The sequence below is a fragment of the Carnimonas nigrificans ATCC BAA-78 genome, from assembly GCF_000526695.1.
Classification (GTDB): domain Bacteria; phylum Pseudomonadota; class Gammaproteobacteria; order Pseudomonadales; family Halomonadaceae; genus Carnimonas; species Carnimonas nigrificans.
The window spans coordinates 64,548-90,414 of sequence record NZ_JAGO01000015.1 but is presented as its reverse complement, the minus strand read 5'-3'; the positions used below and the strand labels follow the sequence as shown (position 1 = coordinate 90,414).

22 protein-coding genes are annotated in these 25,867 nt (G+C 58.5%); 11 read left to right on the top strand and 11 right to left on the bottom strand.

Annotation, left to right across the window (positions count from 1 at the left end; all coding sequences use genetic code 11):
* Position 1: 1 nt before the first annotated feature.
* Positions 2-226 (bottom strand): hypothetical protein, encoded by a 225-nt coding sequence (locus L881_RS0110325; protein ID WP_025733620.1) that lies wholly within the window; start codon positions 224-226, stop codon positions 2-4.
* 318 nt (positions 227-544) lie between these two features.
* Between L881_RS0110325 and bglX the strand changes: the two genes are divergently transcribed.
* Positions 545-2,767 (top strand): beta-glucosidase BglX, encoded by a 2,223-nt coding sequence (gene bglX, locus L881_RS0110320; RefSeq protein ID WP_025733619.1) that lies wholly within the window; start codon positions 545-547, stop codon positions 2,765-2,767.
* Positions 2,768-2,840: 73 nt separating this feature from the next.
* On the opposite strand, the gene L881_RS13220 is transcribed toward bglX, so the two are convergent.
* The 6 genes from L881_RS13220 to hemC all read right to left on the bottom strand — a co-directional run bounded on the left by L881_RS13220 (position 2,841) and on the right by hemC (position 10,846).
* A complete protein-coding gene (locus tag L881_RS13220; RefSeq protein WP_025733618.1) occupies positions 2,841-4,286 on the bottom strand; it encodes an MFS transporter in 1,446 nt (481 codons plus the stop codon).
* A 539-nt stretch (positions 4,287-4,825) separates the two neighbouring features.
* Positions 4,826-6,025: a pyridoxal phosphate-dependent aminotransferase gene (locus L881_RS0110310; RefSeq protein ID WP_025733617.1), complete on the bottom strand. Its 1,200-nt coding sequence runs from the start codon at positions 6,023-6,025 to the stop codon at positions 4,826-4,828.
* A 374-nt stretch (positions 6,026-6,399) separates the two neighbouring features.
* Positions 6,400-7,659, bottom strand: a complete 1,260-nt coding sequence (locus tag L881_RS0110305; protein WP_025733616.1) for a heme biosynthesis HemY N-terminal domain-containing protein — start codon at positions 7,657-7,659, stop codon at positions 6,400-6,402.
* 3 nt (positions 7,660-7,662) lie between these two features.
* Positions 7,663-9,081, bottom strand: a complete 1,419-nt coding sequence (locus L881_RS13465) for a uroporphyrinogen-III C-methyltransferase (RefSeq protein ID WP_025733615.1) — start codon at positions 9,079-9,081, stop codon at positions 7,663-7,665.
* A 31-nt stretch (positions 9,082-9,112) separates the two neighbouring features.
* Positions 9,113-9,907 (bottom strand): uroporphyrinogen-III synthase, encoded by a 795-nt coding sequence (locus L881_RS13460; RefSeq protein WP_025733614.1) that lies wholly within the window; start codon positions 9,905-9,907, stop codon positions 9,113-9,115.
* A 12-nt stretch (positions 9,908-9,919) separates the two neighbouring features.
* Positions 9,920-10,846, bottom strand: a complete 927-nt coding sequence (gene hemC, locus L881_RS0110290; RefSeq protein ID WP_034579296.1) for a hydroxymethylbilane synthase — start codon at positions 10,844-10,846, stop codon at positions 9,920-9,922.
* A 362-nt stretch (positions 10,847-11,208) separates the two neighbouring features.
* Here hemC and argH point away from each other — a divergent pair, with 362 nt between their 5' ends.
* The 8 genes from argH to L881_RS0110250 all read left to right on the top strand — a co-directional run bounded on the left by argH (position 11,209) and on the right by L881_RS0110250 (position 19,598).
* Positions 11,209-12,660: an argininosuccinate lyase gene (gene argH / locus L881_RS0110285; protein ID WP_025733612.1), complete on the top strand. Its 1,452-nt coding sequence runs from the start codon at positions 11,209-11,211 to the stop codon at positions 12,658-12,660.
* Positions 12,657-13,442: an LPS translocon maturation chaperone LptM gene (gene lptM, locus L881_RS0110280; RefSeq protein ID WP_025733611.1), complete on the top strand. Its 786-nt coding sequence runs from the start codon at positions 12,657-12,659 to the stop codon at positions 13,440-13,442. Before argH ends, lptM begins: the two co-directional genes overlap by 4 nt.
* Complete coding sequence (lysA, locus tag L881_RS0110275; RefSeq protein ID WP_025733610.1) at positions 13,442-14,728, top strand: diaminopimelate decarboxylase; 1,287 nt, start codon at positions 13,442-13,444, stop codon at positions 14,726-14,728. The genes lptM and lysA overlap by 1 nt, the downstream gene beginning before the upstream one ends.
* Positions 14,729-14,731: 3 nt before the next feature.
* Entirely contained in the window at positions 14,732-15,583 is an 852-nt protein-coding gene (gene dapF / locus L881_RS0110270; protein ID WP_025733609.1) for a diaminopimelate epimerase, read from the top strand.
* Entirely contained in the window at positions 15,580-16,329 is a 750-nt protein-coding gene (locus L881_RS0110265) for a DUF484 family protein (RefSeq protein ID WP_025733608.1), read from the top strand. The genes dapF and L881_RS0110265 overlap by 4 nt, the downstream gene beginning before the upstream one ends.
* Before the next feature lie 74 nt (positions 16,330-16,403).
* Positions 16,404-17,327: a tyrosine recombinase XerC gene (locus L881_RS0110260; protein WP_025733607.1), complete on the top strand. Its 924-nt coding sequence runs from the start codon at positions 16,404-16,406 to the stop codon at positions 17,325-17,327.
* 6 nt (positions 17,328-17,333) lie between these two features.
* Positions 17,334-18,761 carry a multidrug transporter subunit MdtD gene (gene mdtD, locus L881_RS0110255; protein ID WP_025733606.1) on the top strand — a complete coding sequence of 476 codons (1,428 nt, stop codon included), beginning with the start codon at positions 17,334-17,336 and terminating at the stop codon, positions 18,759-18,761.
* Positions 18,762-18,890: 129 nt separating this feature from the next.
* Entirely contained in the window at positions 18,891-19,598 is a 708-nt protein-coding gene (locus L881_RS0110250) for an HAD family hydrolase (RefSeq protein ID WP_025733605.1), read from the top strand.
* 271 nt (positions 19,599-19,869) lie between these two features.
* Here L881_RS0110250 and L881_RS0110245 read toward each other — a convergent pair whose 3' ends face one another.
* From L881_RS0110245 to L881_RS0110235, 3 genes are read right to left on the bottom strand one after another with little or no spacing between them, the layout of a single operon-like run.
* Positions 19,870-21,252, bottom strand: coding sequence for a sugar porter family MFS transporter (locus L881_RS0110245; protein WP_025733604.1), 1,383 nt, complete (start codon positions 21,250-21,252; stop codon positions 19,870-19,872).
* Between the two features lie 60 nt (positions 21,253-21,312).
* On the bottom strand, positions 21,313-22,101 hold the full coding sequence (locus tag L881_RS0110240; protein WP_211238913.1) for an SDR family NAD(P)-dependent oxidoreductase: 789 nt from the start codon (positions 22,099-22,101) through the stop codon (positions 21,313-21,315).
* A 43-nt stretch (positions 22,102-22,144) separates the two neighbouring features.
* The gene (locus L881_RS0110235; protein WP_034579293.1) at positions 22,145-22,912 is read right to left on the bottom strand and encodes an SDR family oxidoreductase; all 768 of its coding nucleotides are present in this window, start codon (positions 22,910-22,912) and stop codon (positions 22,145-22,147) included.
* A gap of 118 nt (positions 22,913-23,030) precedes the next feature.
* Here L881_RS0110235 and L881_RS0110230 point away from each other — a divergent pair, with 118 nt between their 5' ends.
* Complete coding sequence (locus tag L881_RS0110230) at positions 23,031-24,029, top strand: LacI family DNA-binding transcriptional regulator (RefSeq protein ID WP_025733601.1); 999 nt, start codon at positions 23,031-23,033, stop codon at positions 24,027-24,029.
* A gap of 110 nt (positions 24,030-24,139) precedes the next feature.
* On the opposite strand, the gene yihA is transcribed toward L881_RS0110230, so the two are convergent.
* Entirely contained in the window at positions 24,140-24,751 is a 612-nt protein-coding gene (gene yihA, locus L881_RS0110225) for a ribosome biogenesis GTP-binding protein YihA/YsxC (RefSeq protein ID WP_025733600.1), read from the bottom strand.
* A 446-nt stretch (positions 24,752-25,197) separates the two neighbouring features.
* Between yihA and L881_RS13205 the strand changes: the two genes are divergently transcribed.
* Positions 25,198-25,827: a thiol:disulfide interchange protein DsbA/DsbL gene (locus tag L881_RS13205; RefSeq protein WP_034579290.1), complete on the top strand. Its 630-nt coding sequence runs from the start codon at positions 25,198-25,200 to the stop codon at positions 25,825-25,827.
* The last annotated feature ends 40 nt before the right edge of the window (positions 25,828-25,867 follow it).

Below are 25,867 nucleotides of genomic sequence, written 5' to 3'. Positions count from 1 at the left end.
TTTAAGAGCCGCTGTCTGTCCACATCTCCACCATCGCGGAGATCAGGCCACCGCCGAGGGATGGCACCAGTACCAACAGTACGCAATGCAGCGGCCAGTGCAGCATATTGAGAGTGCCCACGCATAGCGAGACCAGGCTAAAAGAGGTCATCAATAGAACGATCAGGCTGGTGAGCGGCAAAAAGGCACGGCGCAGCCCTTGCGGCCAATGAATGAAGTGAAACATGGCGCGAACTACTCTGATAGAGAAAGTGTAAACAGAGTCCGACAAAACGCGGCTCGAAGAAATATCCATCCAATGGAAATAAGTGTCAACCATGCGACTCAGGCGGTTCCCTTGGATAGCAAACAATATAGCAAGCGCATTTGGCTCAGCCTCAAATGTTCACGCCTTGTTAACAGGGCCGTTATTACTTTACGCCCTTGTATTAAGCGACGAACACTATAATTTTCAAAGGCTTACATAAGATCGCTTCTGCGCTCTGTCTGGCCGACTCAGCTATCGCCCACTGCGGGCATCATTCTTACTGCATAGGCGCTACTCATGGTTTCACCTTCTGCAACTTCCCCGCGTTTTTTCAATCTCGATGAACACGCTTACGCTGCCGCCGAAACGCGCTGCCGTACCCTGCTAGCGCGCATGACGCTGGCGGAAAAGATCGGGCAAATGTCGCAATTTACCAGCGACCGCGATACAACCGGTCCCTCCATTCGCGAAGGATATCAGGAAGATATTCGCGCGGGGCGCGTCGGCTCGATCTTCAACGCCTTCGATGCCGGTTTTACGCGCGAGCTTCAAACGCTGGCGGTCAACGAAAGCCGGCTCGGTATCCCGCTGCTGTTTGGCTACGACGTGGTGCACGGTTTTCGCACCATCTTCCCGATCCCGTTGGCGATGGCGTCAAGCTGGCATCTGGACAACGTGGAAGCCGCTGCGCATATCGCGGCCCGTGAAGCGGCGGCCGCCGGCATTCATTGGGCCTTTGCCCCGATGGTCGATGTCTCCCGCGATGCGCGCTGGGGACGTGTCATGGAGGGGGCTGGTGAAGATCCGCTGCTAAGCAGCCGTATGGCAAGCGCGCAGGTGCGAGGCTATCAGGGAAGTGACCCCAGGGCGCTGGACAGCGTGGCCGCCTGCGTCAAGCACTACGTCGGCTACGGCGCGGTAGAAGCCGGGCGCGACTACAACAGCGTCGATCTCTCCGAACGTGTTATGCGCAGCGTTCACCTTCCTTCTCATCAGGCGGCCATCAATGCCGGGGTAGCCTCGGTAATGACGTCGTTCAATACCGTCGATGGCGTGCCGGCCAGTTGTAATCCGCTGCTGCTGCGCCAGATCCTGCGCGATGAATGGCATTTTCAGGGGCCGGTGGTCACCGATTACACCGCCATCATGGAGCTGATCGAGCATGGCGTTGCCGCCGACCCGCGCGATGCCGCTCGTCAAGCCGTTAATGCGGGTGTCGATATGGACATGCAGGATGGCTACTTCCTCGATCATCTTGCCGAGTTGGTAGAAGCGGATGAAGTGAGCGCGGCGCGGATCGACGAGGCCACTCTGCGTATTCTGATACTGAAGGATGTGCTGGGGCTCTTCGAAGCCCCTTACCGCTATTGCGACGAAGCGCGTGAAGCCGCTACGTTGCTGGCTCCTGAGCATCGCCGCAAGGCGCGCGAGATCGCGCAGCAGTCAATGGTACTGCTGGAGAATAACGGTCTGCTGCCGCTGTCGCCGGCGCCGAAACGCCTTGCCGTGATTGGTGAGCTGGCCGACAGTCAGGCCGATCTGCTCGGCCCCTGGCATGGTAATGGTCAGGTGCAGGATGCCTGTACCATTCTTCAGGCGTTACAGAATCGTCTGAGCGATGCCGAAGTGAGCTATCACGCGGGGGTGCCGATACATATTCACGACACCGAGCCACACACCAATGAGATAGCAGAAGCCGCCACACTGGCGCAACAAGCTGACGTGGCGGTGGTGGTGGTCGGCGAGAAGGAACCCATGAGTGGTGAAGCCGGTAGCCGCACCGATCTCGGCCTGCCAGGGCAGCAGCTCGCGCTGGCATTGGCCGTGATCGCCAGTGGTACGCCCACGGTGGTAGTCACTCTGAGCGGTCGCCCGCTGGTACTCACTGAACTGGCGCAACAGCCAGCGGCACTTCTGCATGGTTGGTGGCCAGGCAGTGAGGGGGCCGAAGCACTGGTTGATCTGCTGCTCGGCGAAGCGTCCCCCTGTGCACGACTGCCCATGAGCTTCCCGCGCAACGTAGGCCAACTGCCGCTTTATTACGGCCAGCTCCCCACAGGTCGCCCGGTATTCCGGGAGAATCCCGACCCGCGCTACTCTTCAAAATACATTGATAGCCCCAACACGCCGCTCTACCCCTTCGGTTATGGGTTGAGCTATACCCACATTGATTACGCTCAGCCACAGCTTGATAAAACCACGCTCGCGGGCGCCGATGATCAGATTACCCTTGCCATTGAGCTGACCAATACCGGCGAGCGCGACGGTGTGGAAGTCGTTCAGCTCTATCTGCGCGATCCCGTTGCCAGCATCAGCCGCCCCGTGCGCGAATTGATTGATTTTCAGCGCGTCGAAATCGCCGCCGGCGCGTGTCAGCGGATCACCTTTGTCATCACGGCGGAGCAGCTTGGCTTTATCGGTAGTGATCTTTGCTGGCGCTGTGAACCGGGCCAGTTTGAACTGCACATTGGCGCCCATGTAGAAGATACCCAGGCACTCACGTTCCATTACGAGCCTTAAGCTCCACAACGCAAAAACGGGAAGCCGCTATGGCTTCCCGTCTTCATTGATAACGGCGCGGAGGGTAAGTCAGCTAGCGCTCGTCGTCGTTCTTGCCATCCTGCTCTTCTTCACGCTTTCCGATATCAGTGCTGTTATCGTCAGGCGATGCAGAAGGGGCGTCATCGTCAATGCTGTCGGCATTGGCGGCCATTTGCGGGCCGCGCAGCATTGCGATCAACGCTTTCGGATCGAAGGTCATGTCAGCAGGCGCTGATTGTGGCGCGTCACTCTCTGGCTCTTCCTTGTGCGCATGACGAACCACGCCGTTATCGACGGCAATCGGTATATCAGCCGGCGGCGGAGCAGGCACTTCTTCCGCCGGTGCAATATCGGTCACATTGGCGAACAGGCGACGCGACGCCAGCGCTACAACAAACAGAATCGCCATGATCGCAAGGCTCACCAGCGGCAGGAAATCTTCCCGCACACCAATGCTAATCACCATGCCTCCCAGCCAGGCACCCACCGCATTCCCCAGGTTGAACGCGCTCTGATTGAGGGTAGAGGCCAGGTTGGGCGCCTCTGCTGCACGATCCACGACCAGTAGCTGGAACAGCGGATTGGGTGAGAAGGTAATCGCTCCCCACAGCACCACCGCAGGCACCATGGTCCATATCGAGTGCAGGCAGAACGTCAGGACCAGCAGCACAATGAAGTTGGCGATCATCAGCTTGATCAGCGTGGGTACCAGCGGGTGCGACCCCAGCCTGCCGCCCAGCCAGCTACCGATGGTCATCCCCACGCCATACAGCAGGAACATCAGCGTGATACCCACCCCATGCACGCCGGTAAACTTCTCAAGAATAGGCGCGAAGTAGGCCAGGGTAGTGAACATCGCCGTGGAAGCCAGCACGCTCATGCCCAGCCCGATACTCACCTGCGGCTGCTTGAGCACCACGAATTCCGCCAGCATCGAGCCTTTCGAGAGCGGCAGCCGCGATGGCATCCAGCGCCATAGCCCCACCAGCGCGACAACGCCCAGCAGTGCCACGCCCCAGAACGCCATACGCCAGCCCAGCGCTTGACCAATGGCCGTGCCCATTGGCACACCCAGCACATTGGCAATGGTCAATCCGGCAAACACCATCGCAATGGCCTGCCCGCGTTTTTCGGGCGGCACCATACCCGCGGCAGTCACCGAGGCAATACCGAAGAAGGCACCGTGGGAGAGCGCGGTAATTACGCGCGCAATCATTAGCTGGGCGTAGGTTTCCGAGATTGCACAGGCGATGTTACCGATCAGGAAAATCGACATCAGCAGAATCAGCGTGCGTTTGCGCTGCCAGCGGGAGGTAATCAGCGCCAGAATCGGGCCACCCACCACCACGCCCATGGCATAGCCTGAAATCAGCATGCCTGCTGCGGGAACAGTGACCGACAGGTTATCCGCCACGTCGGTCAAAAGCCCCATGATGACCAGTTCGGTCGTGCCAATCCCAAAGGCGGCCATTGCCAGTGCCAAAAGCGGCAAGGACATCGCAAGCTCCTCAAAATTATTATGCGCGGACTGTCTTGAGTGCGCGCACCGACAAAACAGCAGCGTTGGTTGTGACCTGCTGAAACCTGCCAATCGCAGCTTCCAGCAATAAAACAGCGTTCACGGGATGCACTGCACACGCAGACAATCGCCGGTTGGGTGCCCGCCCGGCCTGTTCGTCACCCTGTGAACCTTGGCGCCATAACGCTTCTTGCCAACGCTACAGCGCTCAATACTGCCTGACGATTAGCGCGAGTATAATCGCCGCGCCACGCACGCTAAAACATGTGCGCTCTATTTTCCATGTTCTATGTGACCGAAACATGCCACTGCCTGCCCTTCTGTCTTCCTGTGAAGTGGCCATCACAGCCGCTGTTTGCACCAGGCTGGGCACCGCCGCTTCACAAGAACAGACCGCTCATTTCATAGGGTGCAAGAAACAGTTAAGGGCAGGCCACAACGCCGGTGTAACCGACACTGTGACCTTGGCTTTATATCAACGCGTGTGGCAATTCACAGGCAGCCACACGCCGGAGCGATTACGACAGCGATGCGCAAAAACGTTGAATACGCTCGCAGGCGTTGCGCAGATCCTCTTCAGCCGCCGCATAGGAGACGCGGAAATTGGGCGACAGGCCAAAGGCACCGCCATGCACCAGCGCCACGCCTTCCGACTCCAGCAACGCTTTAGTGAAGTCTTCATCCGATTCGATGCGCTGGCCCTCTGGCGTTGTACGTCCGATCAAGGCCGCACAGCAGGGGTAGGCATAGAAGGCCCCCTCCGGCACCTGGCACTCGATCCCCTCAGCGTCATTCAGCATGCTGACGACCAGCTCGCGGCGCTGCTGGAACACCTGCTGCCACTCCGCGATAAATTGCTGCGGGCCATTCAGCGCCTCTACTGCCGCCCACTGCGCAATGCTATTCACGCCTGACGTGACTTGCCCCTGAATCTTGTCCATCGCCTTGATCAGCGCTTCAGGCCCAGCGGCAAACCCTACGCGCCAGCCGGTCATGGCGTAGGCTTTCGATAGCCCGTTGACCACCAGTACGCGATCTCGCAAGCGCGGCTCCACTTCGACAGGAGTGGCAAATCGGGTATCGCCATACACCAGATGCTCATAGATATCATCACTGATAATGCCTACCTGCGGGTGCTCCAGCAGCACATCGGTCAACGCCTTGATTTCAGCAGGCGAATAAACGGCACCGGAAGGGTTACACGGCGAATTGAACATCAGCCATTTGGTGCGTGGCGTAATCGCCGCCTCAAGCTGCTCACCGGTCAGCTTGAAGCCATTTTCAGCGCTGCTTTTGACGATTACCGGCGTACCGCCGCACAGGTTGACCATCTCGGGGTACGACACCCAGTAAGGGGCCGGAATGATGACTTCATCGCCTTCATCAACCGTGGCAAGCAGCGCATTCACAATCACCTGCTTGCCGCCGTTCGACACCATCACTTCTCGAGTGCTGTACTCAAGATGATTGTCGCGCTTGAACTTCGCGACGATGGCTTCACGCAATTCGGCAATGCCCGATACCGGCGGGTACTTTGTCTTGCCTGCCGCCATGGCACGTTCGGCGGCCTGCTTAATGTGCTCAGGGGTATCGAAATCAGGCTCTCCCGCCGACAGCGCAATAATATCGCGCCCTTCCGCTCGAAGCTCACGGGCGCGCTGGCTAGCGGCAATACTGGCAGACGGTTTGATGCGCGATAACGCTTTGGAGAAACGCATGAGAAGAGCCTCTTGCTGGCGAGAATAAAAAAGATGCGGCCACTGATACCGCAGCCTCTATCTGAAAAATGAACGATCCGAACAGCACTTGCGCCGTGCAGCGCCTCGGTTAGCCATGAATATCAAGCATGCTGTGCAGCAGAGCGCGGCGATACCTGTCGGAAGAATTCCTGCCATTATCCAGAGAACGGCACAGACACGCGAGCCAAATGGTGATGCTGAAATAGAGTGAATGGCCTTCTGAGAAGCTATTCTGGCCCTTTCGCATGAATCTTCGCGAATGATTCACTCTATATGCCTGCTCACAAGAAAGCCGCTTCCGGTGAAGCGGCTTGTCCAGTCATGCGCCCTGTTCTGCAAGAGCAATACGCCTGTTAACGCACCCGGGAAGGCTGCGGCAGTTCAGGCAGCGCACGATCAAGCAGCTCAGCACTGCGTTTATAGAACAGCTGGCTTTTGTTGGTTTCGCCCATACTGGCGTACAACCGCGCCAGCTCGGCACTGGCCGTACCGCTGGGCCGCTGGGTATTGCTGTTCTCGAAATATTGCTGCGCCTTGCCCCAGTAGTTGTTGCGCAGCGACAGACGTCCAAGCGTCAGCTGCAAGTCGGCATCGTTCGGGTGCTGGGCAAGCCACTGCTCAGCGTATTTCAACTGCTTCTGCGGAGCGACATTCAGCAACCCGTAGCGCAGCACCAGGCCAGCATGCCAGTGACGATCAAGGGTTTTACGCAGCATCTGTTCAGCCTGCTCAGCGCGGCCATTATGCTGTAGCGCCGATGTGTAGAGCAGCAGCATGTCAGGATCGTTGCGCAGGTAATCAGGCATGTCACGCCATAGCTCCTCGACACGCTCCAGCTCCGACACGGTGCGATTACTGATGCTACTGATCTCGGTGCTGGCACCAAAGGCAGGCGCTTGCCTGAACAGCTCGCGGTAGGTGGTTTTCTCCAGCTCCAGCGTTTCCTGCTCGTCAATCAGCGCAAACCGCTTGAGACGCGGCAGAATGGTACGCACACCTTCCCAGTCGCGCACATCCACATAACCGCGCTTGAGCAGTCTCAGCACCTGCGGATGATCCGGCGTATCTTTCTCAAGACGCTTCAGCACAACCAGCGCCTGCTCGCGCTTGCCCCGATCCAGCAATAGCTGCGCTTCAATCAGACCAATGGCGTTATCGGCACCTTCTGTGCTGATACGCGCATCACGCAACAGCTCGTCAGCCTGCTCAAAACGCCCCTGATAGTGAGCTGCAATGGCGGCAGAAAGGTAGTTCACCAACGGCACCGAAGAGTCATCGGCAGCGCGTGTGAGTACCTTTTCAGCGTGACGCCAGCGGCCTTTTGCCAGTTCAAGCAATCCGGTCACGGTTCTTTTCAGCGCCTGACGATGACGAGTGCGGCGATTCCACGACTTGATGCGTTTGAACGGCCGACGCATGCCCCACAGCAGGCGCAGTACGAAATAGAACACTAGCGTGGCGACAATAATGATGACCAGACCAAACCAGAATGAGGTCTGAATCGACGTATCGCCGACGCGCACCAGCCAGTAGCCGGGCACCGAGATCATCAGCTGCCCGAACAGCGCACCGATAGCCAGTGCGATGACAACAAAGAGGATCAGTTTGCGCATGGATCACTCCCCCTGTTCAGCGTCGGCCGCAGAGCTTCGACGAGAGAGGATGTCCCGCAGTCGCTCAAGCGAACCACTGATATCAGGAATGTCAGGACGCACCTGTAGCTCAGACAGCTCTTGCAGATGTTGCAGCGCGTTCTGCACGCCGCTGTCATCGCTGCGGTAATACTTGTCTACCAGCGTGGCCGCCTGATCGAGCGCGCTCTTGAAGATTTGCGGGTCCTGACGCAGCAGGGCAAGCTGTGCCTGCTCAAGCTGGAGGCGTACATTCTCGCGCAGATAGCCTTCCTGCTGCGGTGTAATCAGCGCTTCAAGGGGCTGGTCGTGGTGACGTACCGTCACCAGATCCTTCAACTGATCGCCAAGACGACCAAGCTGTTGACGCCAGCCACCGGAGAATTCATCACTGCTTTCGGCCTCGGCCTTGAGCGCTTCGGTATCCTGGGCCAGCGGCAGCTTGTCGAACTGCTGCTGCGCAGAAGCCAGCTGCAAATAGATGCCTTCACGATCGACATTGGGCACGCTTTCCAGCTCGCCCAGTTCATTGCTGATGGCGCGGCGCACGGGAATGAACGCAGGATTGCCGGTTTCAACAAGACGTTCATCAGCGGTATGCAACAGCTGCTGGGCACCGTTGATGTCGCGCTCAAGCGCCAGCCGCTGGTTGGCAATACGCAGCAGGTACTCGACCTCGGCGTAGCTCCATTCGCGCGCGTCGGTCTGCTGATGACGATTCATCTCATCCAGTACGTGCTGAACAGCCTCTTCGTTTTCATCCAAACGCTGGCCCAGTGACTCATTGGCCCGTCGGCTGTCGCTCAATGCCTGCTGAAAGCGCTGCAGGCCTTCGCCATGCAGTGAGTTCACCTGCTGGGTAAGCTCGTCGATGCGATCATGCTGAGTATTGATACGCTGCAAGTCCCAGCCCAGCGCCACCAATATCAACAGCAGCAGCACGGTCAGCAGTACCAGCAACCATTGGGGGGTGCCTCTCTTTTTTAGCGGCTTTTGCGGGCCGCCGCCATGCTTGTCAGCGCCGCCACTCGACGTCTTGGCGGCACTGCTGCCAGCAGACGCAGAAAATGCTGTTCCCTTGAAGGAAGCAGCACTGTTCGTATTCGATGACGATGCCGGTTTATCCGCTGAGCTGTTCTCTTTAATTGAATCAGCGTCTTTCTTAAGTGAATCAGCATCTTTCGATGCCGCTGCTTCCGATGCAGCTACCGATGACGCGGACGAGATGGCAGGCTCGCTCTTCTCACCAGCAGTAGCATCACTGGCGGAAGATGGCTCCACATGATGGTGCTGATGTGCGTCCTGTGCATCAGGGGAGCTGTTATCCGCCTTCACCGATGTATCGTTTGGTGAAGAGGGAAGCTCAACCCCGGTACCCTTGTTATGCTCTTCTTTTTTACTCATAAGTCGCTTGCCTTCTCCCGAAACCAAGGTATCAGGGCGTCCAGTGCCCGCCGTGCCTATTACTGTTATTCATTACGCTGGCGCAGCACTGCGCCAGGGATATCGGGGTGGCGTCCTGAGCACGCAAAACCCGCTGAAATCCTGCTGCAATGGCCTTCCTGACCAATCTGTCGCTGGAGACCACCACAGCTTGCCCGAACGACTCGGTACTGCACCATTGCACTATATGATCAAGTTGCTCGTTGCTGGTAATCACCAGCGCCAGATAATCGCCACTGCCCAGTACCTGCTGTAGCGCTGGGGAAGGGGCATCCAGCAGCCGTCGGTAGAGCGGCAGCTCTACCAAATGCGCGCCACGCTCACGCAGCGTTGTGCTAATCAAGCGCCGCCCCCCTTCGCCCCGTGCCAGCACGATATTCCTGCCGCGCACGTCGCGGAGCGCCTCCAGCGACAGAACCCCTTCACTGGCCGCCCTTGCGGCTGGCTCAGGTGCCAGTACGCGCTCCTTAGGCTGTGTGAATGCCTGCGCCAGCGTTTCCTGGGTGCTAGCCCCGGTAGCAATCAAGGTGGCCGTTGTTCCCCACGCGGGCAGCGGCGTTAGCCAGCGACGCAAGCACTCAACGGTAAACGGACTCACGCAGAGTAACGCATCTACCGGCATCGTATATAGTGCCTGGCGCTGCGGGCGATCCATCGGCAATGGCTCCAGCCGCATGATATTCAGATCGCAGGGCAGCAGCCCATGGTGCTCCAGCGCCTGTTTCAGGAGTTGCTGGCGAGCGCCGGGGCGCGCAATCAGCACACGATGCTGCACACCAGTGAGCATTACCGCGCTCCTTTACTGACCTTCACTATAGACGCTGGCGAGAATTTCGCCCGCTCCTTGAGCCAATAATCCTTCCGCTACCTGAATACCCAGTGCCTGCGGGTTATCCGCCGGGCCTCGCGCTTCCTGACGCAGTACCTTAGAACCATCGGGGGAACCCACCAGCGCGCGCAGCCATAGCGTACGGTCGTTATCTTCCAGTACGGCATAGCCGCCAATCGGCACCTGACAACCACCTTCCAGCCGCGTATTCATGGCACGTTCCGCGCGTACACAGGCATCCGTGCGCGCATCAATCAGCGGCTTGAGCAGTGCCAGCACATGCTCATCATCCTGACGGCACTCGATACCCAGTGCCCCCTGGCCGCAGGCGGGCAGCATCAGCTCAGGCGCCACCCGCTCGGTAATGCGGTTTTCCATTTCCAAACGGGCAAGCCCGGAGGTAGCCAGTACGATGGCATCGAAGTCGCCGCTATCCAGCTTGCCGAGGCGGGTCTGAACGCTGCCACGCAGGCTGCTGATAATCAGGTCGGGGCGAAGCTCAAGCAGCTGCAATTGGCGACGCAGGCTCGATGTTCCTACATACGCGCCGTGGGGCAGCTCGGCCAGGGAGTTGAAGTGATTGGAGACAAAGGCATCGGTGGGTGAAGCTCGATCAAGAATGGCCTCAAGCCCCAGACCTTCGGGGAAGTGCATGGGCACGTCTTTCATCGAGTGCACGGCCAGATCGGCACGCCCGTCCAGCAGCGCCTCTTCCAGCTCCTTGACGAATAGCCCTTTACCGCCCACTTTTGCCAGCGGCGCATCGAGAATGCGATCGCCTCGCGTGGTCATCGACACGAGTTCTACATTGACCCCGTGCAACGCTTCCAAACGCGCCTTGACATGTTCAGCCTGCCACATCGCCAATGGGCTGCGCCGCGTTGCAATACGTAACACGTCTCGGTTTCCAGACACGGTATCTCCACCCTTGTTGGCACTCGGCCTAGCCGTGCCGAGTCCTTGTATTGAGCATAATGGCCGAGATTATAGCATTGTTGACAGCAGCTTCCGACGCATAGACTCATTGCGAAGGGTTATCGCACCAATCGGCGCAGTAACCCGACATGAATACAGCCCGACATGGCAGGGATTCACACATGGATTCACGCCCGCTTCGCGCATCCCGCCAGCGACGCGGCAATGGCACTGCGAGTCTGGTACACTCGCGACAAACCGGTGTTGCAACATATGCGTTAACACCGATCACCCGCCATCATGCCGGCACTTTCGACGCGTTTATTCAGGGGCCCAATTAACAGATGTCATCACCCGATACCTCTAATAACAGCTCTGCTACTACCACCAACCAGTCGTGGGGTGGACGCTTTAGTGAGCCTACCGATGCTTTTGTGGCGGCCTTCACCGCTTCGATTGATTTTGACAAGCGTCTCTATCAACAGGACATTCGCGGTTCTATTGCACACGCCACCATGCTCAACCGGGTAGGCGTGCTCACCGACGAAGAGAAAAGCGCCATCATCGAAGGTCTTGAGGCCATTCGTGACGATATCGGGCGCGGCAACATCGAATGGTCGGTCGCCCTTGAAGATATCCACATGAATGTTGAAGCGCGTCTGATCGAGCGCATCGGTAATGTGGGCAAGAAGCTGCATACCGGACGCTCGCGCAACGATCAGATTGCCACCGATATTCGCCTTTACGTGCGCGACGAAATCGACGTGATCAACGCTGAACTCTCGCGGCTGCGCCAGGGATTGATTGACCTCGCCTACCAGGAAGCCGACACCATCATGCCCGGCTTCACCCACCTTCAGGCGGCACAGCCGGTCACCTTCGGCCATCACCTGCTGGCGTGGCAGGAGATGGTCGCGCGCGATCAGGAGCGTCTGGCCGACTGCCGCAAGCGTGTCAATGTGCTTCCTCTTGGCGCAGCAGCACTGGCGGGCACCACTTACCCGATTGACCGCCATCTGGTGGCTGAATTGCTGGAGTTTGAGCGCCCCACGGAGAACTCGCTGGATTCGGTCAGCGATCGCGATTTCGCGATTGAATTTACCGCCTTTGCCAGCCTGCTGGGCATGCACCTTTCGCGCATGAGCGAGGAGCTGGTGCTGTGGGCAAGCTCACAGTTCAATTTTGTCGAGCTGCCCGATCGTTTCTGTACCGGCTCGTCAATTATGCCGCAGAAGAAAAACCCCGATGTCCCCGAGCTGGTGCGTGGTAAAACCGGCCGCGTCTATGGTCATCTGATGAGCCTGCTGACGCTGATGAAGTCGCAGCCGCTGGCCTATAACAAGGATAATCAGGAAGACAAGGAGCCGCTGTTCGACACCATTGATACCGTCAAGGGCTGCCTGCGTGCCTTTGCGGACATGGTGCCGGCCATTGAAGCCAAGCGCGACAACATGTACGACGCCGCGCGTCGTGGCTACTCCACCGCAACCGATCTGGCCGATTATCTGGTGTGCAAGGGCGTGGCCTTCCGCGATGCGCATGAAATCGTCGGCAAATCGGTCGCCTATGGCATCGAACAGCACCGTGATCTGTCAGAACTGCGCCTGGATGAACTTCAGCAGTTCTCCGATGTAATCGGCCAGGATGTCTTTGAGGTGTTAAGCCTTGAGGGATCAGTCGCGGCACGTAACCATATTGGCGGCACCGCACCCGATCAGGTGCGTGCAGCGGTCCAGCGCGCCCGCGACGCCTTGAAAACCATTCAGTCTGCCAATCGTCCGGAGACTTCTGCATGAGCGCCCGCAATACTCGACTCGCCGCCGCCGCATTACTCACCCTGCTGGCAGGCTGTGGCCAAACCGGCCCGCTGTATATGCCTAACGATCAAGCCGCACGCGAGCGCTACGATCCGGGTAACGCCTATGGTCTGGACGACCAGGAGACGCAGCAGGCAGCCGATGAGTCCCAGGCCCAGCAGCCTGATGAAGACGCCCCGCGCTCCGATAGCGACACGGCACCGGTGGCCTCACCTGCTAACGACAATAGCGGCACTTCAACCACTGCCCTGCCTGACGATGAGGCGCCCTCTGCCGCTGCACCGCCCATGCCGACAGAGCCTGAAGACGAACGCTCAAGCGAGGAAGATCAAGCCCCGCCGCGCTCGCTTGGTGAAGATAAGTCGCTGAGAAATCTGCCGCCAGAGCAGCGTCAGGCCCTTGACCAGTCTGCCAATGAGCAGCAGCGTGCCGCTGATGCCGAAGCCGCTGCCAATTCAAGTGCTGACACTTCCGCGACACCTGAGGCCGCTAGCGGCGCAGCAGCGGGTGGTGCGGCAGCGGGAGCCTCAAGCGCCGCAGAACCGCAGGCGCTCCCCTCGCAACCGGCTGAGGCACCTTCCACGGCACAGCCGCAGCCCGCCGATGACACTACGGCAGCACCGGAAGCGCAGCCGGCACCTGCCCAGCCAGCCGCCAACCGCGGTGCAGCACGCTGGAATAACGTGCAGTTCACGCCGTATCGTGCCAGCACCAGCGGCACTGCACCGGTGTCCTCCAGCAACGCAGCAGGAAGCAACTGATGCAGCCGTTCTTTACTCGCCGCGACGGTGTTCTACATGCCGAAGATGTGCCGCTGAATGAAGCAGCGGCGCGCTTCGGCACGCCCTGCTACGTCTATTCCAAAGCGGCCTTCAGCAACCACTTTCTGGCCTACCACGATGCGCTGGCCGACCATCCGCATCTGGTGTGCTTCGCGCTGAAAAGCAACTCCAATCTCGCGGTAATCAATCTACTGGCCCAGCTGGGCGCAGGATTCGATATCGTCTCGGGGGGAGAGCTTGAACGTGTCCTGGCAGCGGGCGGCGACCCCGCTAAAGTGGTGTTTTCTGGCGTAGCCAAAAGCGAAGCCGAGCTGATTCGTGCGTTACAGGTGGGCATCAAGTGCTTCAACGTCGAATCGCTGGCCGAACTGGCAGCGCTTGACCGCATTGCCGGCTCTCTGGGCGTGCAGGCACCGATTTCGATTCGCGTTAATCCTGATGTGGATGCAGGCACCCACCCTTATATCTCTACCGGACTGAAGGAGAACAAGTTCGGTATCGCGATTGATGAAGCGCTGGAAGCCTATTTGTGGGCCAATAACGCCGAACACCTGAACATCGTGGGCGTTGATTGTCATATCGGCTCTCAGTTGACCGATATCGCCCCCTTCCTCGATGCTCTGGATCGCGTCGTGGCCTTGATCGAGAGCCTTGATGAACATGGCATCGCCCTGCACCACCTCGATCTGGGCGGAGGCTTGGGCGTCGATTATCAGGGTGAAACACCGCCCTCGCCGCAGCACTATATTGCCGCGATTCGTCAGCATTTAGCGCAATATCCCAAAGTGGCTGCGCTCGAACTGATTCTCGAACCGGGCCGTTCGATTGCGGCGAATGCAGGGGTGCTGCTGACGCGCGTCGAATTTCTCAAGCCGACCGAAGAACGGCACTTCGCGCTGGTCGATGCCGCCATGAATGACCTGATTCGCCCCTCGCTCTACGGTGCCTGGATGCGGATCGAACGAGTCGATGAGCGCGACGATGGCGAGCCTCGTCAGCACGCTCGCTACGATATTGTCGGCCCGGTGTGTGAATCCGGCGATTTTCTCGGCAAGGATCGCGAGCTTGCGCTGGCGGCGCACGATTTGCTGGCGGTGGGTTCAGCGGGAGCCTACTCCTTCACCATGGCCTCCAACTACAACACCCGTCCGCGCCCGCCGGAAGTCATGGCCGATGGCGCTACCCTGCATCTGATTCGCGAGCGCGAACCGCTGGCTCAACTGTGGGCCGGTGAGCACGTACTCCCTTCCAGCGAGGGTTCATAATTCATGCAGCTTCGCTTCAGCAAAATGCACGGCCTCGGTAACGACTTCATGGTGATCGACCTGGTGACTCAGCGCGCGCGCCTGAGCAATGACCAGATTCGTCGGCTCGCGGATCGGCACCTGGGCGTTGGCTTCGATCAGCTGTTGCTGGTCGAGCCACCTACCCGGCCCGATATGGATTTTCGTTACCGCATTTTTAACGCTGACGGCGGCGAAGTGGAAAACTGCGGTAATGGCGCACGCTGTTTTGCGCGATTTGTGTACGACCAGCAGCTAACCCCCAAACAGGATATTCACGTCGAAACAGGTGCAGACCCCTTGACGCTGCATATTGCCAGTGATGGCAATATTACCGTCGATATGGGTGAGCCGATTCTCGACGCCTCGCGGGTGCCGTTCACCAGTACCAGCGGTGAGCGCCAGCCCGTGCACCGGCTTCATCTTGAATCGCTGCCCGAGGCGCTGGCCAACGTTGAGTTTGGCGTTGTCTCCATGGGCAACCCTCATGCCGTGCTACGGGTAGAGAACGTCGCTAGCGCACCGGTAGAGCAGTTGGGGCCTGTGCTGGAGCGGCATCCCAGCTTCCCTCAGCGGGTCAATGTCGGGTTCATGCAGATCAAAAACCGTACCCATATTTGTCTGCGCGTTTTTGAGCGCGGCGTCGGCGAAACCCAGGCGTGCGGCACCGGTGCCTGTGCTGCCGTGGTTTCAGGCATTCAGCGCGGGCTGCTGGAAGAGCGTGTTCACGTCGAGTTGCCCGGTGGCTCGCTGCGTATCGAATGGGCTGGCGAGGGGCATCATCTTTACATGACAGGCCCCGCTGTCACTGTCTTTGAGGGCAAGCTTGCACTATGAGCCGACCGGATTCCTCATCTGCACTGAACGAAGAAAATATCGCCGCATGGCTAGTGGCGAACCCCGAGTTTTTTGTCGGGCGCGATGATCTTCTGGAAAGGCTCAAGGTGCCACATCCTGACGCCAGTCGCGGAGCGGTATCGCTGTTGGAGCGGCAGCTCGCCGTGGCACGTCAGCGCTGCACCAGCGTTGAAGAGAGACTGCATGGGCTATTGGGCGCGGCGCGTGATACCGAAGCTCAATACCGCCAGCTTCGTCAGCTCATATTAGCGTTGCTGGAGGGCGAAAGCAGCGAGGATGCCTTGCTGCAAACGCTCGCGGACCAATTGGCAGAACGTTTTGATATCGCGGGCCTGGCGCTATGGCGCAGCTTCGATGCCGACGATCGGCCGCAGCCGCCGCAATACCGGCTTGATGAACCGCGCACTAATCTGCTATCACGCTTGCTGGAAGGGCGCCACTGCCGCTGCAAGCCGCTTGGTCAGGCGCACTGGGCCAGCCTCTTGCCGACGCTTGAAGCGCCGTCACAGCATCAAGGCTCTGCGGCCATCACGCGGCTTGCCATCGGCCAGCACAGCGGCTATCTGATCCTGGCCTCCGCGCAGCCCGAGCGTTTTAGCGCTACGCAAGATACGCTCTTTGTCGACTATCTGGGCGAAGTGGTGGGGCGTTTGCTCCATGCAATCAAGCGCACGAATGGCCGCACTTCCCCGCCGATAACAGCCTTCGACGCCACTTTTGAGTAATAGCCGTTTTGCACGCCAACCAGCACCATGTTGGTTAGCGCTGCCAGCAGCGCCAGTACCTTTTGGAGAATGAGATGCCCCAATCCTTAGCACTCCATCAACAACGTGCCGATATCGACCGCTTCATCACACGTCTGGCCCAGCGCCACAGTGCGGCGACAGTAGACGCTTATCGCCGTGATCTGGCGACCTTCATCGAGTTTATCGAACAGCAGAATCACCTCGATATGCACGGCTGGGAGTGGTTCTCCATTGCTATCGTGCGCCGCTATCTCGGCAGTGAACGCGCACGCGGCCTGGCCGACCGCACGATCGCTCGACGCCAGGCGGCGCTGCGACGCTTTGGCGACTGGCTGCTCGAACAGGGGCACATTCCTCGTAACCCCGCCAAGCTGCTCGACACTCCGACACCTAACCGCCATCTGCCACGCCCGATTGATGTCGATATGGTGGCGCGCTTTCTCGATCAGGGCCACGACGGCTCGCCTCTCGGCATTCGCGATCAAGCGATGCTCGAACTCCTGTATTCGTCGGGTCTGCGCTTGAGTGAGCTGACCGGCCTTGACCTGCGTGATTACGACGGACAGCGGGTGCGGGTGATCGGTAAAGGCAACAAGCCGCGCCAGCTTCCGGTCGGCAGACGTGCTCAGGCGGCACTCACCGAATGGCTCAAGACACGTCCTGAGCTGGCCGCCCCTACCGATAGCGCCATGTTTGTCGGTTTGCGCGGCGGCCGACTGGGGCCGCGGGCGGTCGAGCTGCGCCTTGCCAGGAGTGCCACCGAGCGCGGGCTTCCCGAGCATCTGCATCCCCACCGAATGCGCCACTCCTTCGCCAGTCATTTGCTTGAATCGAGCCATGATCTGCGCGCCGTGCAGGAGCTACTTGGCCATGCGCATCTGAGCACCACCCAAATCTATACGCGCCTCGACTGGCAGCATTTGGCTGAAACCTATGACAACGCCCACCCTCGCGCCCATCGGCGCAACCGCGAGTAGCCGCGCATGGCACCGGCCAACAGCTCCGCTCAGCCAATCACGCTAAGCCCTCGCCTGGCGAAGCTGCTGCCGTGGCTGATCGCTTCCGCCTTCTTTATGCAGGGGCTGGATGCGACCATTGTCAATGTGGCGCTGCCGCAAATGGCGCTTGATCTGAATCAGCATCCACTGCGCATGCAGGCTGTGGTGATTGCTTATCTGCTCACGGTGGCGGCGCTGATTCCTGTTTCCGGATGGCTATCGGACCGCTTTGGTGCACGGCGCATCTTCACGCTGGCAATTGGGCTGTTCACGCTGGGGTCGCTGCTCTGCGCGATGTCCCCCACCCTCACCCTGCTGGTTATCTCACGCATTATGCAAGGCGTAGGCGGGGCGTTGATGGTGCCGGTGGGCCGCTTGATCATACTGCGCGCCTATCCGCGCACTCAGTTGGTCAAAGTGATGAGCTTTGTCACCATGCCTGCTCTGGTGGGGCCGTTGATTGGCCCAACTGTGGGCGGGTGGCTGGTCGAGGTGCTCTCCTGGCACTGGATATTTTTGATCAACCTGCCGGTAGGTATCGTGGGGGCCATAGCCGCATGGCGCCTGGTGCCGAGCTTCCAGCGCGAACATCCAAAGCGTTTTGATACGCTCGGCTTTCTGCTGTTTTCGTTCTCCATGCTGGCTATTGCGCTCAGTCTGGAGGGGCTGTCCGATCTGCGTCTGGGCATCACCACGGTATTACTGATACTGGTAGTGGGCGTCGCCAGCCTGACCACCTACTGGGTTCGTGCGATGAAGGTGGATGCGCCGCTGTTTTCACCGTCACTCTTTGCCATCCGCACCTTCACCGTGGGGATTCTCGGCAATATTTTCGCCAGACTGGGCAATGGCGCGCTGCCTTTTCTGGTGCCGCTGGTGCTTCAGGTGGGGCTATCGCTCTCCCCTGCGACGGCGGGCATGCTGATGATCGGCATTACGCTGGGCGCCATTGCCGCCAAACCGCTGGCCCAGTCCATTCTGGTGCGACTGGGTTACAAGCGCACGCTGGTCATCAATACGCTTCTGCTGGGTCTACTGATTATGAGCCTGGCACTGCTCAGCACCACGACACCGCACTGGCTGATTATGGTGCACCTGTTTGTGCTCGGCGTGGTCAATTCGCTGCAATTTACCGCGATGAATACCTTGACCCTGATTGATCTGCAAGGCGATAACGCGGCCAGCGGCAATAGCCTACTGGCCGTAGTGATGCAGATGTCGATCGGTATGGGTGTAAGCAGCTCTGCCGCGCTGCTGAATGTGTTCACCCATCACGATGCGCAGCAAACATTGAGCGCCTTTGCCGCCACCTTTGTCTGTGTGGGCGGTATCGCCATGCTGGCAGCGCTGATTTTCCTGCAACTACGCCCCGGCGATGGACGCGTAAAAGAGCGCAAAAAGCGCCACGCCTAATCGCATGCCCTGGCGCCTGCCTTGAATAGCCGTGAAGCAGCCTGTGCTGAACGCCCGCTGCTTCACTAGCGACTTAATACCGCCACCTTCGTCACGGCGAAGCCTTTACCTTCCCTCTATGGAGCGCTCATGCGACTCGACGCCATTACCTTCGATATCGACGACACCCTGTGGGATAACGTACCGGTTATGCAGCATCTTGAGAGCGAGATGGTGCGATGGCTGGAACGTGAAATCGGTCAGCCACTCCAGATAGAGAAAGCGGAAATGCAACAGCGGCGGATGCAGCTAGGAGCAGAGCTGATGAGCACCCCGCGTCGTGGTGACGTCACTTATGTGCGTGAACAGGTTACCTGGCAGGTACTGAAAGAGCATGGCCTGAGCGAATCGGCAGCTGACCAGCTTGCCAGGCGCGCCACAGAGAAGATGCTGGAGCTGCGCCATCTGGTCACCCCTTATCCTGAAGTGGACGCGCTGCTGGCGGAGCTGGCCCCGCACTATCGGCTCGCGGTCATCACCAACGGTAATGTTGATGTCAATCAGCTACCCCTCGCCAGACATTTCGATGTGATATTCAAGGCCGGCGAACTGGGTATGCCCAAGCCCGATCACGGCATTTTTCTGCATACCTTGCAGGCGCTTGGCGATATCGCTCCCGAGCACGCCATGCACGTAGGCGATTCATGGACCAGCGATGTGGAACCTGCCGCTGCACTCGGCATGCAAGCGGTCTGGATTGATCTCTTCAACGAGCCGCGCCCTCTGACCGAGCGCATTCACCGTATCGAACATGTGCGAGATCTTCCTCAGGTATTGCACTCGCTGGGCTGTGCATAAAACGGGTGAAAGCGGCATTGTGGGCAACTTTCCTGCCCTGAACGCCTATCCCGCCGAGCGGTTACGTCAACGTCTCGGCGATAACGACATAAAGGCGTGGAAAGAAGTATTAGGGGCAGGTCAGGGAGTGGGCAGAATTCATCTGTGCCAGCCGCCTGTAACGTAGCACTCGTCAGTTTCCTCAGAGACCAGCTACCAGCCACTGCCTCCCTCAACAGCAAGGCAGGCACCGTATAGCGCCTGCCCTCTTCACCCCGCCCGCACCAATGGGTTAGCCGTTACGCTGCGTCGGTCGGAAAGTACCGTTGCGTAGCGAGGCTTCGATCTCCTCAAGGGTTCTCCCTTTGGTTTCCGGCACACACAGCAGCACGAACACAAAGGCAAACAGCGAGATAACCGCATAGCCCCAGAAGGTAGCGGCTGCGCCAAAGGCGCTGATCAAACTCAGCGTTGAGAGCGTGACCAGCAGATCAGCACTCCACAGCGATACCGATGCCAGCCCCGTGCCCTTGCCGCGAATAAAGAGCGGGATCACCTCGGAATTGATCAACCAGATAATCACCGACAAACTGCCGCCATTAAAGGCGATATACGCGAGCATCGCGGCTACTGCTATCCACTTCTCGGCACCCACCGGGTTGCCGCCCACAAAACAAGCCCCCAGCACGACCAGTGCCACAATCGAGACCGGAATAAACAGCACCATCAGCTTGCGCCGCCCGATCTTGTCAACCAGCCAGGAGCCCAGCAGCGTTACAGCCGTGAGCACTACGCCGACCCCGATGGTGGCGAGCAGCGACGCATTGGTCGTGAAGCCCGCATCGCGCAGGATGGTGGGTGCGTAGTAGATCACCGCATTGATGCCAGTGAGCTGACACAGGATGGCGATACCAATCGCGGCTATCAGCGCGGGCCTCACCCAAGGAGTGCATAGATCGCTCCAGCTGCCCTGCTCGTTGTGATTCACCTGACTGATGGTGTCCAACTCACGCCGCGCAACGTCTTCACTGCCGCGCACGCGCTGCAAAATCTTGAAGGCGGCCTGCTTGTTTCCCCCTGATACCAGCCAGCGCGGGCTTTCCGGCAAGCGCAACATTCCGATAAAGAGCGCCAGACCAGGAATGATGGCCAGCAGGAACATGATGCGCCAATGCCCCGCAATCAGGTAGCCGATCACATAGGAGAGCAGCTGCCCTACCGCAATCATCACCTGAAACAGCACCACTGAACTGCCACGAATGGCCGCAGGTGACAGCTCAGCAATATAGACCGGCATGATTTGGGTAATTGCCCCTACCGCCAGCCCCAGAAAGAAGCGCGCCAGAATCATCGACAGCGTAGTGGTCACGATACTGGTGAGGATACCACCAGCGCAGAACAGCAACGCCACCAGCAAAATGGTGCGCTTGCGCCCGATACGGTCGGAGATCGGGCCGCTGATAAAAGCTCCCGCAATGCCGCCGACCAGAATGGCGCTGGTCACCGCCTCCTTGCCGAAGTCGGTCAGTTGGAAATCGTCGCTGATCGACAGCAGCGCGGAAGAGATAATCCCCGTATCGTAGCCATATAGCATACCGCCCAGCGCGGCAATCACGATAATGGCGAGGATAATGCGTTTAGCGGATTGCTCGCCTTCCGCGTGCTCTCTATTCATTACGATGTACCCAAATGCAAGAAGATCACCACACAACCAATAACAACCACGGCACTGCTACTAGCCGCCCGCAATCGGAATATTGATGCCAGTGATATAACTGGCGTCGTCGCTCATCAGATAGGCCACCGAACCGGCAATCTCTTCCAGCGCACCGTAGCGGCGCATCGGCGTACTATTAATCATCTGCTCGGCCACTTCAGCGGGGTCGGTCGAGTAGTACTGCGAATGCGCCTTGGCCTGAAGCTCCACCTGCCGCTCCCACATAAAGCCAGGCCCCATGAATCCTGGGCTGATCGCATTCACGCGGATGTTATAGGGCGCCAGATCCTTCGCCGCCGTTTCACTCAGCCCCACCATCGCAAACTTCGATGCGGAGTAAGCGGCCATGTTAGGAGTACCCTGTACGCCTGCCATGCTGGCGGTATTCACAATGCGTCCAAACTGCCTCTCCACCATATGCTGGCTGACCACGCGCAATACATTAAAGGCGCCCACCACGTTGATATTGATCACCTGAGCGAAGTCATCGGCGGGGTACTTATGCAGCGGCTGAAAGGCGCCCTGATAGCCCGCATTATTAAACAGCAGCTCAATGCTGCCGAAACGCTCGATAATCGTATCGACCGCCTGCTCCAGCGCCTTCACATCAGTGATGTCCGCACAGAAACCGGCAACGTTGGCCCCTTGCTCGCTCAGCCAGGCAACGGCGCTGTCGAGCTTGTGCTGATCAATATCCAGCAGCGCAATCGTGGCGCCTTCCTGCGCCAGGCGAGCCGCAATCACCCGTCCAATATCACCGCCGCCACCGGTAACCAGCACCGTACTATCGCGAAATCGTTGTGACATGCTCATGTCCTGTTTCCCTTTCAATGAAAATGAATAACCAGCGCTAGAACAGGGTGTAGCCACCGTCGGCAGTCACAATCTCACCTGTCATGAAGGAAGAAGCCTCACTCGCCAGCAGCACCGCCAGCGGCCCCAGCTCAGAGGGCAGCCCCGCTCGCCGTTGGGGGGCATCATCGACCCAGTAGCGCTTGAAGCGCGGATCATCCACCGGCGCCATATCGGTATTGATGTAACCGGGCGCAATGGCATTCACGCGGATATGGTGCGGTGCCCACTCTGCCGCCAGTGAGCGCGTCAGGTGATGCACGGCGGCTTTCGAGGCGTTGTAGGCAGGCTGCATTTGCGGACGATTGACGATATCCCCCGACATCGAACCAATATTGATAATGGTGCCGCCGCCCTGGGCGATCATGCGCTTGCCTACCGCTTGCGAGCAGAACCACACCCCGTTGAGATTGACGTTGATCACCTCGGTGAACCGTTCGGGCGCAATGTCGACAGCGGCTTCGTGGTAGCAAATGCCTGCGTTGTTCACCAACACGTCGATATCGCCCTCGATACGCGCGATGGCCTGCTGCACACTCTCGTTATCAGCGACATCCACCTTGAGTGCGCTGGCGCTGTGCCCTGCTTCCTTGAACGCTTCAGCGGCCTGCTCAGCCTTGTCCAGATTGCGCGCGGCAATAATCAGCGACGCTCCTGCTTCTGCCAGCGCCCAGGCAATGGCGTTACCAATGCCGCGATAACCGCCGGTTACCAGCGCAGTTTTACCCGCAAGGTTGAAAGTATCGAGCACCCCACGATTGGCCATCAGTGGCTCCTATTCGACGATTCAATAAATTGCATAGCTATGCACACACATTCAAAATAGGAGTTTTCTTCGGCCTGCATCAATAGGCTGATAGTCGAACGAAGCACAGAGCAACCCCGTGAAAAATATCCATCGTTTGCCCACATCGACCGACGTTGCACGCCTCGCTGGAGTTTCCCAGTCGGCGGTTTCACGCACTTTTTCACGCCGCGGCAGTGTTTCCGAACAGACCCGCGCCAAGGTAGTGGCCGCCGCGGATCAGCTTGGCTACCGCCCCAATGCCTTGCCCGCCATCATGCAGGGGCAGCGCTCGCAGATGATTGCGCTGGTTACCGGCAGAATGCAGAACCCGTTTTATGCACGCGTGCTGCAAGCGTTGACCAATGCGTTACAGCAGCAAGGCCAGCAAGTGCTGGTGTCATGCGTCGATAGCGATCATGCCCTTGATGACGCCATCAACCAATCGATGCGTTACCGCGTCGATGCCATCGTGAGTGCGCTGGCGGTCATCACGCCAGCCACAGCAGCGAGTTTGTCGCGTACCGGAATTCCCGTAGTGGCGTTCAACAATGTGCAGAATGCCCCTGGGGTCAGTTCGGTCAATTCGGATAATGAAACAGCAGGAAGGCAAGCGGCGGCCCACTTGATGACGCGAGGGTGCCAACATTTTGGCTTTATTCACGGCCCGCAAGATAGCCCCGCAGCACGGCAACGCTGGCAAGGATTTTCAGTCTATCTTGCGGAACACGGAGTAAACGATATCGCCAGCGCATGCGGTGATTTCAGCTATCAGAGCGGGGCCGCCGCGGCGCTTCAACTATGGCGAGAAGGTAGTGGCCCTCAGGGGCTTTTTTGCGCCAACGACCTGATGGCCCTGGGGGCCATGGATACGCTGCGCCAGACGCTAGGAGTCAAAATACCCGATGATGTAGCCGTGATTGGCTATGACAACACCGATGCCAGCGCCTGGGACGCTTATCAGCTAAGCTCGTTCGATCAGGATATCGAGACGATGGCGAAGGAGACTTTAGCCATCCTTGAGCACTATCGCTCAAGCAAGCAAAGCATTGTACGCACAGTACCGGCGCTGCTGCTGGCAAGAGCGAGCAGCGCTTAGCGCCTGTTCAACGTCTGCTGCGCGTCGGTTCTACTGAGTTACAAACAGGCTCTTAGGCATATAGGCTCTGGCGGCTACCCTTCCCGCCAGAATCACATCTGATTGCGCCTTTACTGCCCCAACAGCAGCTCATTGAGGCGCTGTTCAAGCTCGGTTACTCCCTGGCGCTGCAACGATGAGAAAAGCTGTACCTGAACATCACCGGAGAAGCCCGCCAGCTCACGCTTGACCTTTTGCAGCGTATTCATGGCGGCGCCGCGCTTCAATTTATCGGCCTTGGTCAGCAATAGCTGCAATGGCAGCTCTGACTCATCGGCCCACCCGATCATGGTGCGGTCAAATTCGGTAAGCGGATGGCGAACGTCCATCAGCAGCACCAAACCGCGCAGGGCGCTGCGGTTTTGCAAATAGTCCGACAGGTGGCGCTGCCACTCCAGCTTGACCTTTTCAGGCACCTTGGCAAAGCCATAGCCGGGCAGATCGACCAGACGATAGGTGTCATCCAGCGAGAAGAAGTTGATCAGTTGAGTGCGCCCTGGCGTTTTGGAAGTACGTGCCAGCGACTTCTGATTGGTCAGGGTATTGATGGCGCTCGACTTGCCCGCGTTGGAGCGTCCTGCAAACGCCACCTCGGCACCGCTGTCTTCAGGACAGGCAGCCAGGGTAGGCGCACTGGTCAAAAACTGCGCCTTGCGATAGTTGAGCGTTTGCGGTGACGTCATGATCGGGAACTCTTGCGGAAATATCGGAGGAAATGGTCGCTTGCCGCCTGCTTCCAGACAGCAACTGCATTGAAGGCCAGGCCGTTGCAGACAAATGTTTGCTGTATGCCTACACTTGAGCAATCAGGCCACTAGTGTAAAGAATAGCGACGAAGCAGTACACGTTAAGCGCTGACGCCAGCCCTCTAGCCAGCCCAGAGCCGAAGGTGTTCCGCTCGGGATAATCCGCTGACGATCTCATGCGGGCTGCTTCTCAAGTGACTCATGACACACAGGCAAGGCGCTCATGGCGGGCTGACGCCGAAAAAAATAAATGTCAGACTAACGAATATCCGCTGTGGCGCGAGCGATGCCTGCACATGGTTCGGAACATTAATCGTCTTTTAAGTTCCAATACCTCAACTGTGGCCGTCCGCCATCCCTATTGATTCAGGAGAATAATCACGATGTTGAAACGATTGGCCCTGCTCGCGATTGCCAGCGTTGCTGCGATTGCGTGCCTTTCAAGCGCTCAGGCAGATGACAGCTATCAAACCTTGAGTGAACCGGTAAGCCACGATACCGGCGGCAAGATTCTGGTGCAGGAAGTCTTCTGGTACGGCTGCCCCCACTGCTACGACCTCGAATCGAGCTTCAAGACATGGCGTGACAAGGCACCCAATGATGTCGATGTCGAGCTGCTGCCCGCCACCATGGGCAAGACCTGGACCGACCATGCGCGCGCCTTCTATGCCGCACAGGATCTCGGCATCCTCGACAAGACACATGAAGACTTCTTCAATGCGATTCACCAGCAGCATCGTCGCCTGACCGATCCTGACGATATCGCTGACTTCTATTCAAACTATGGCGTCAGCAAGGAAAAAGTGCTCGACACACTCAACTCCTTCGGTCTGAAAAGTCAGGTCAATCGCGCTCATTCCGAACTGCTGGCTTACAAGATCATGGGAACACCAGCGATCGTCGTAGACGGTAAATATGTGGTAACACCGCAAACCGCCGGCGGCCTCGACAATATGCTGAACGTGACCGATCAGCTGATCGAGAAAGCACGCGCCGAAAAATCAGCGCAGTAATCGCCCTCCGCGTCCAGCGCTACCCAGGCGTTGGACGCTC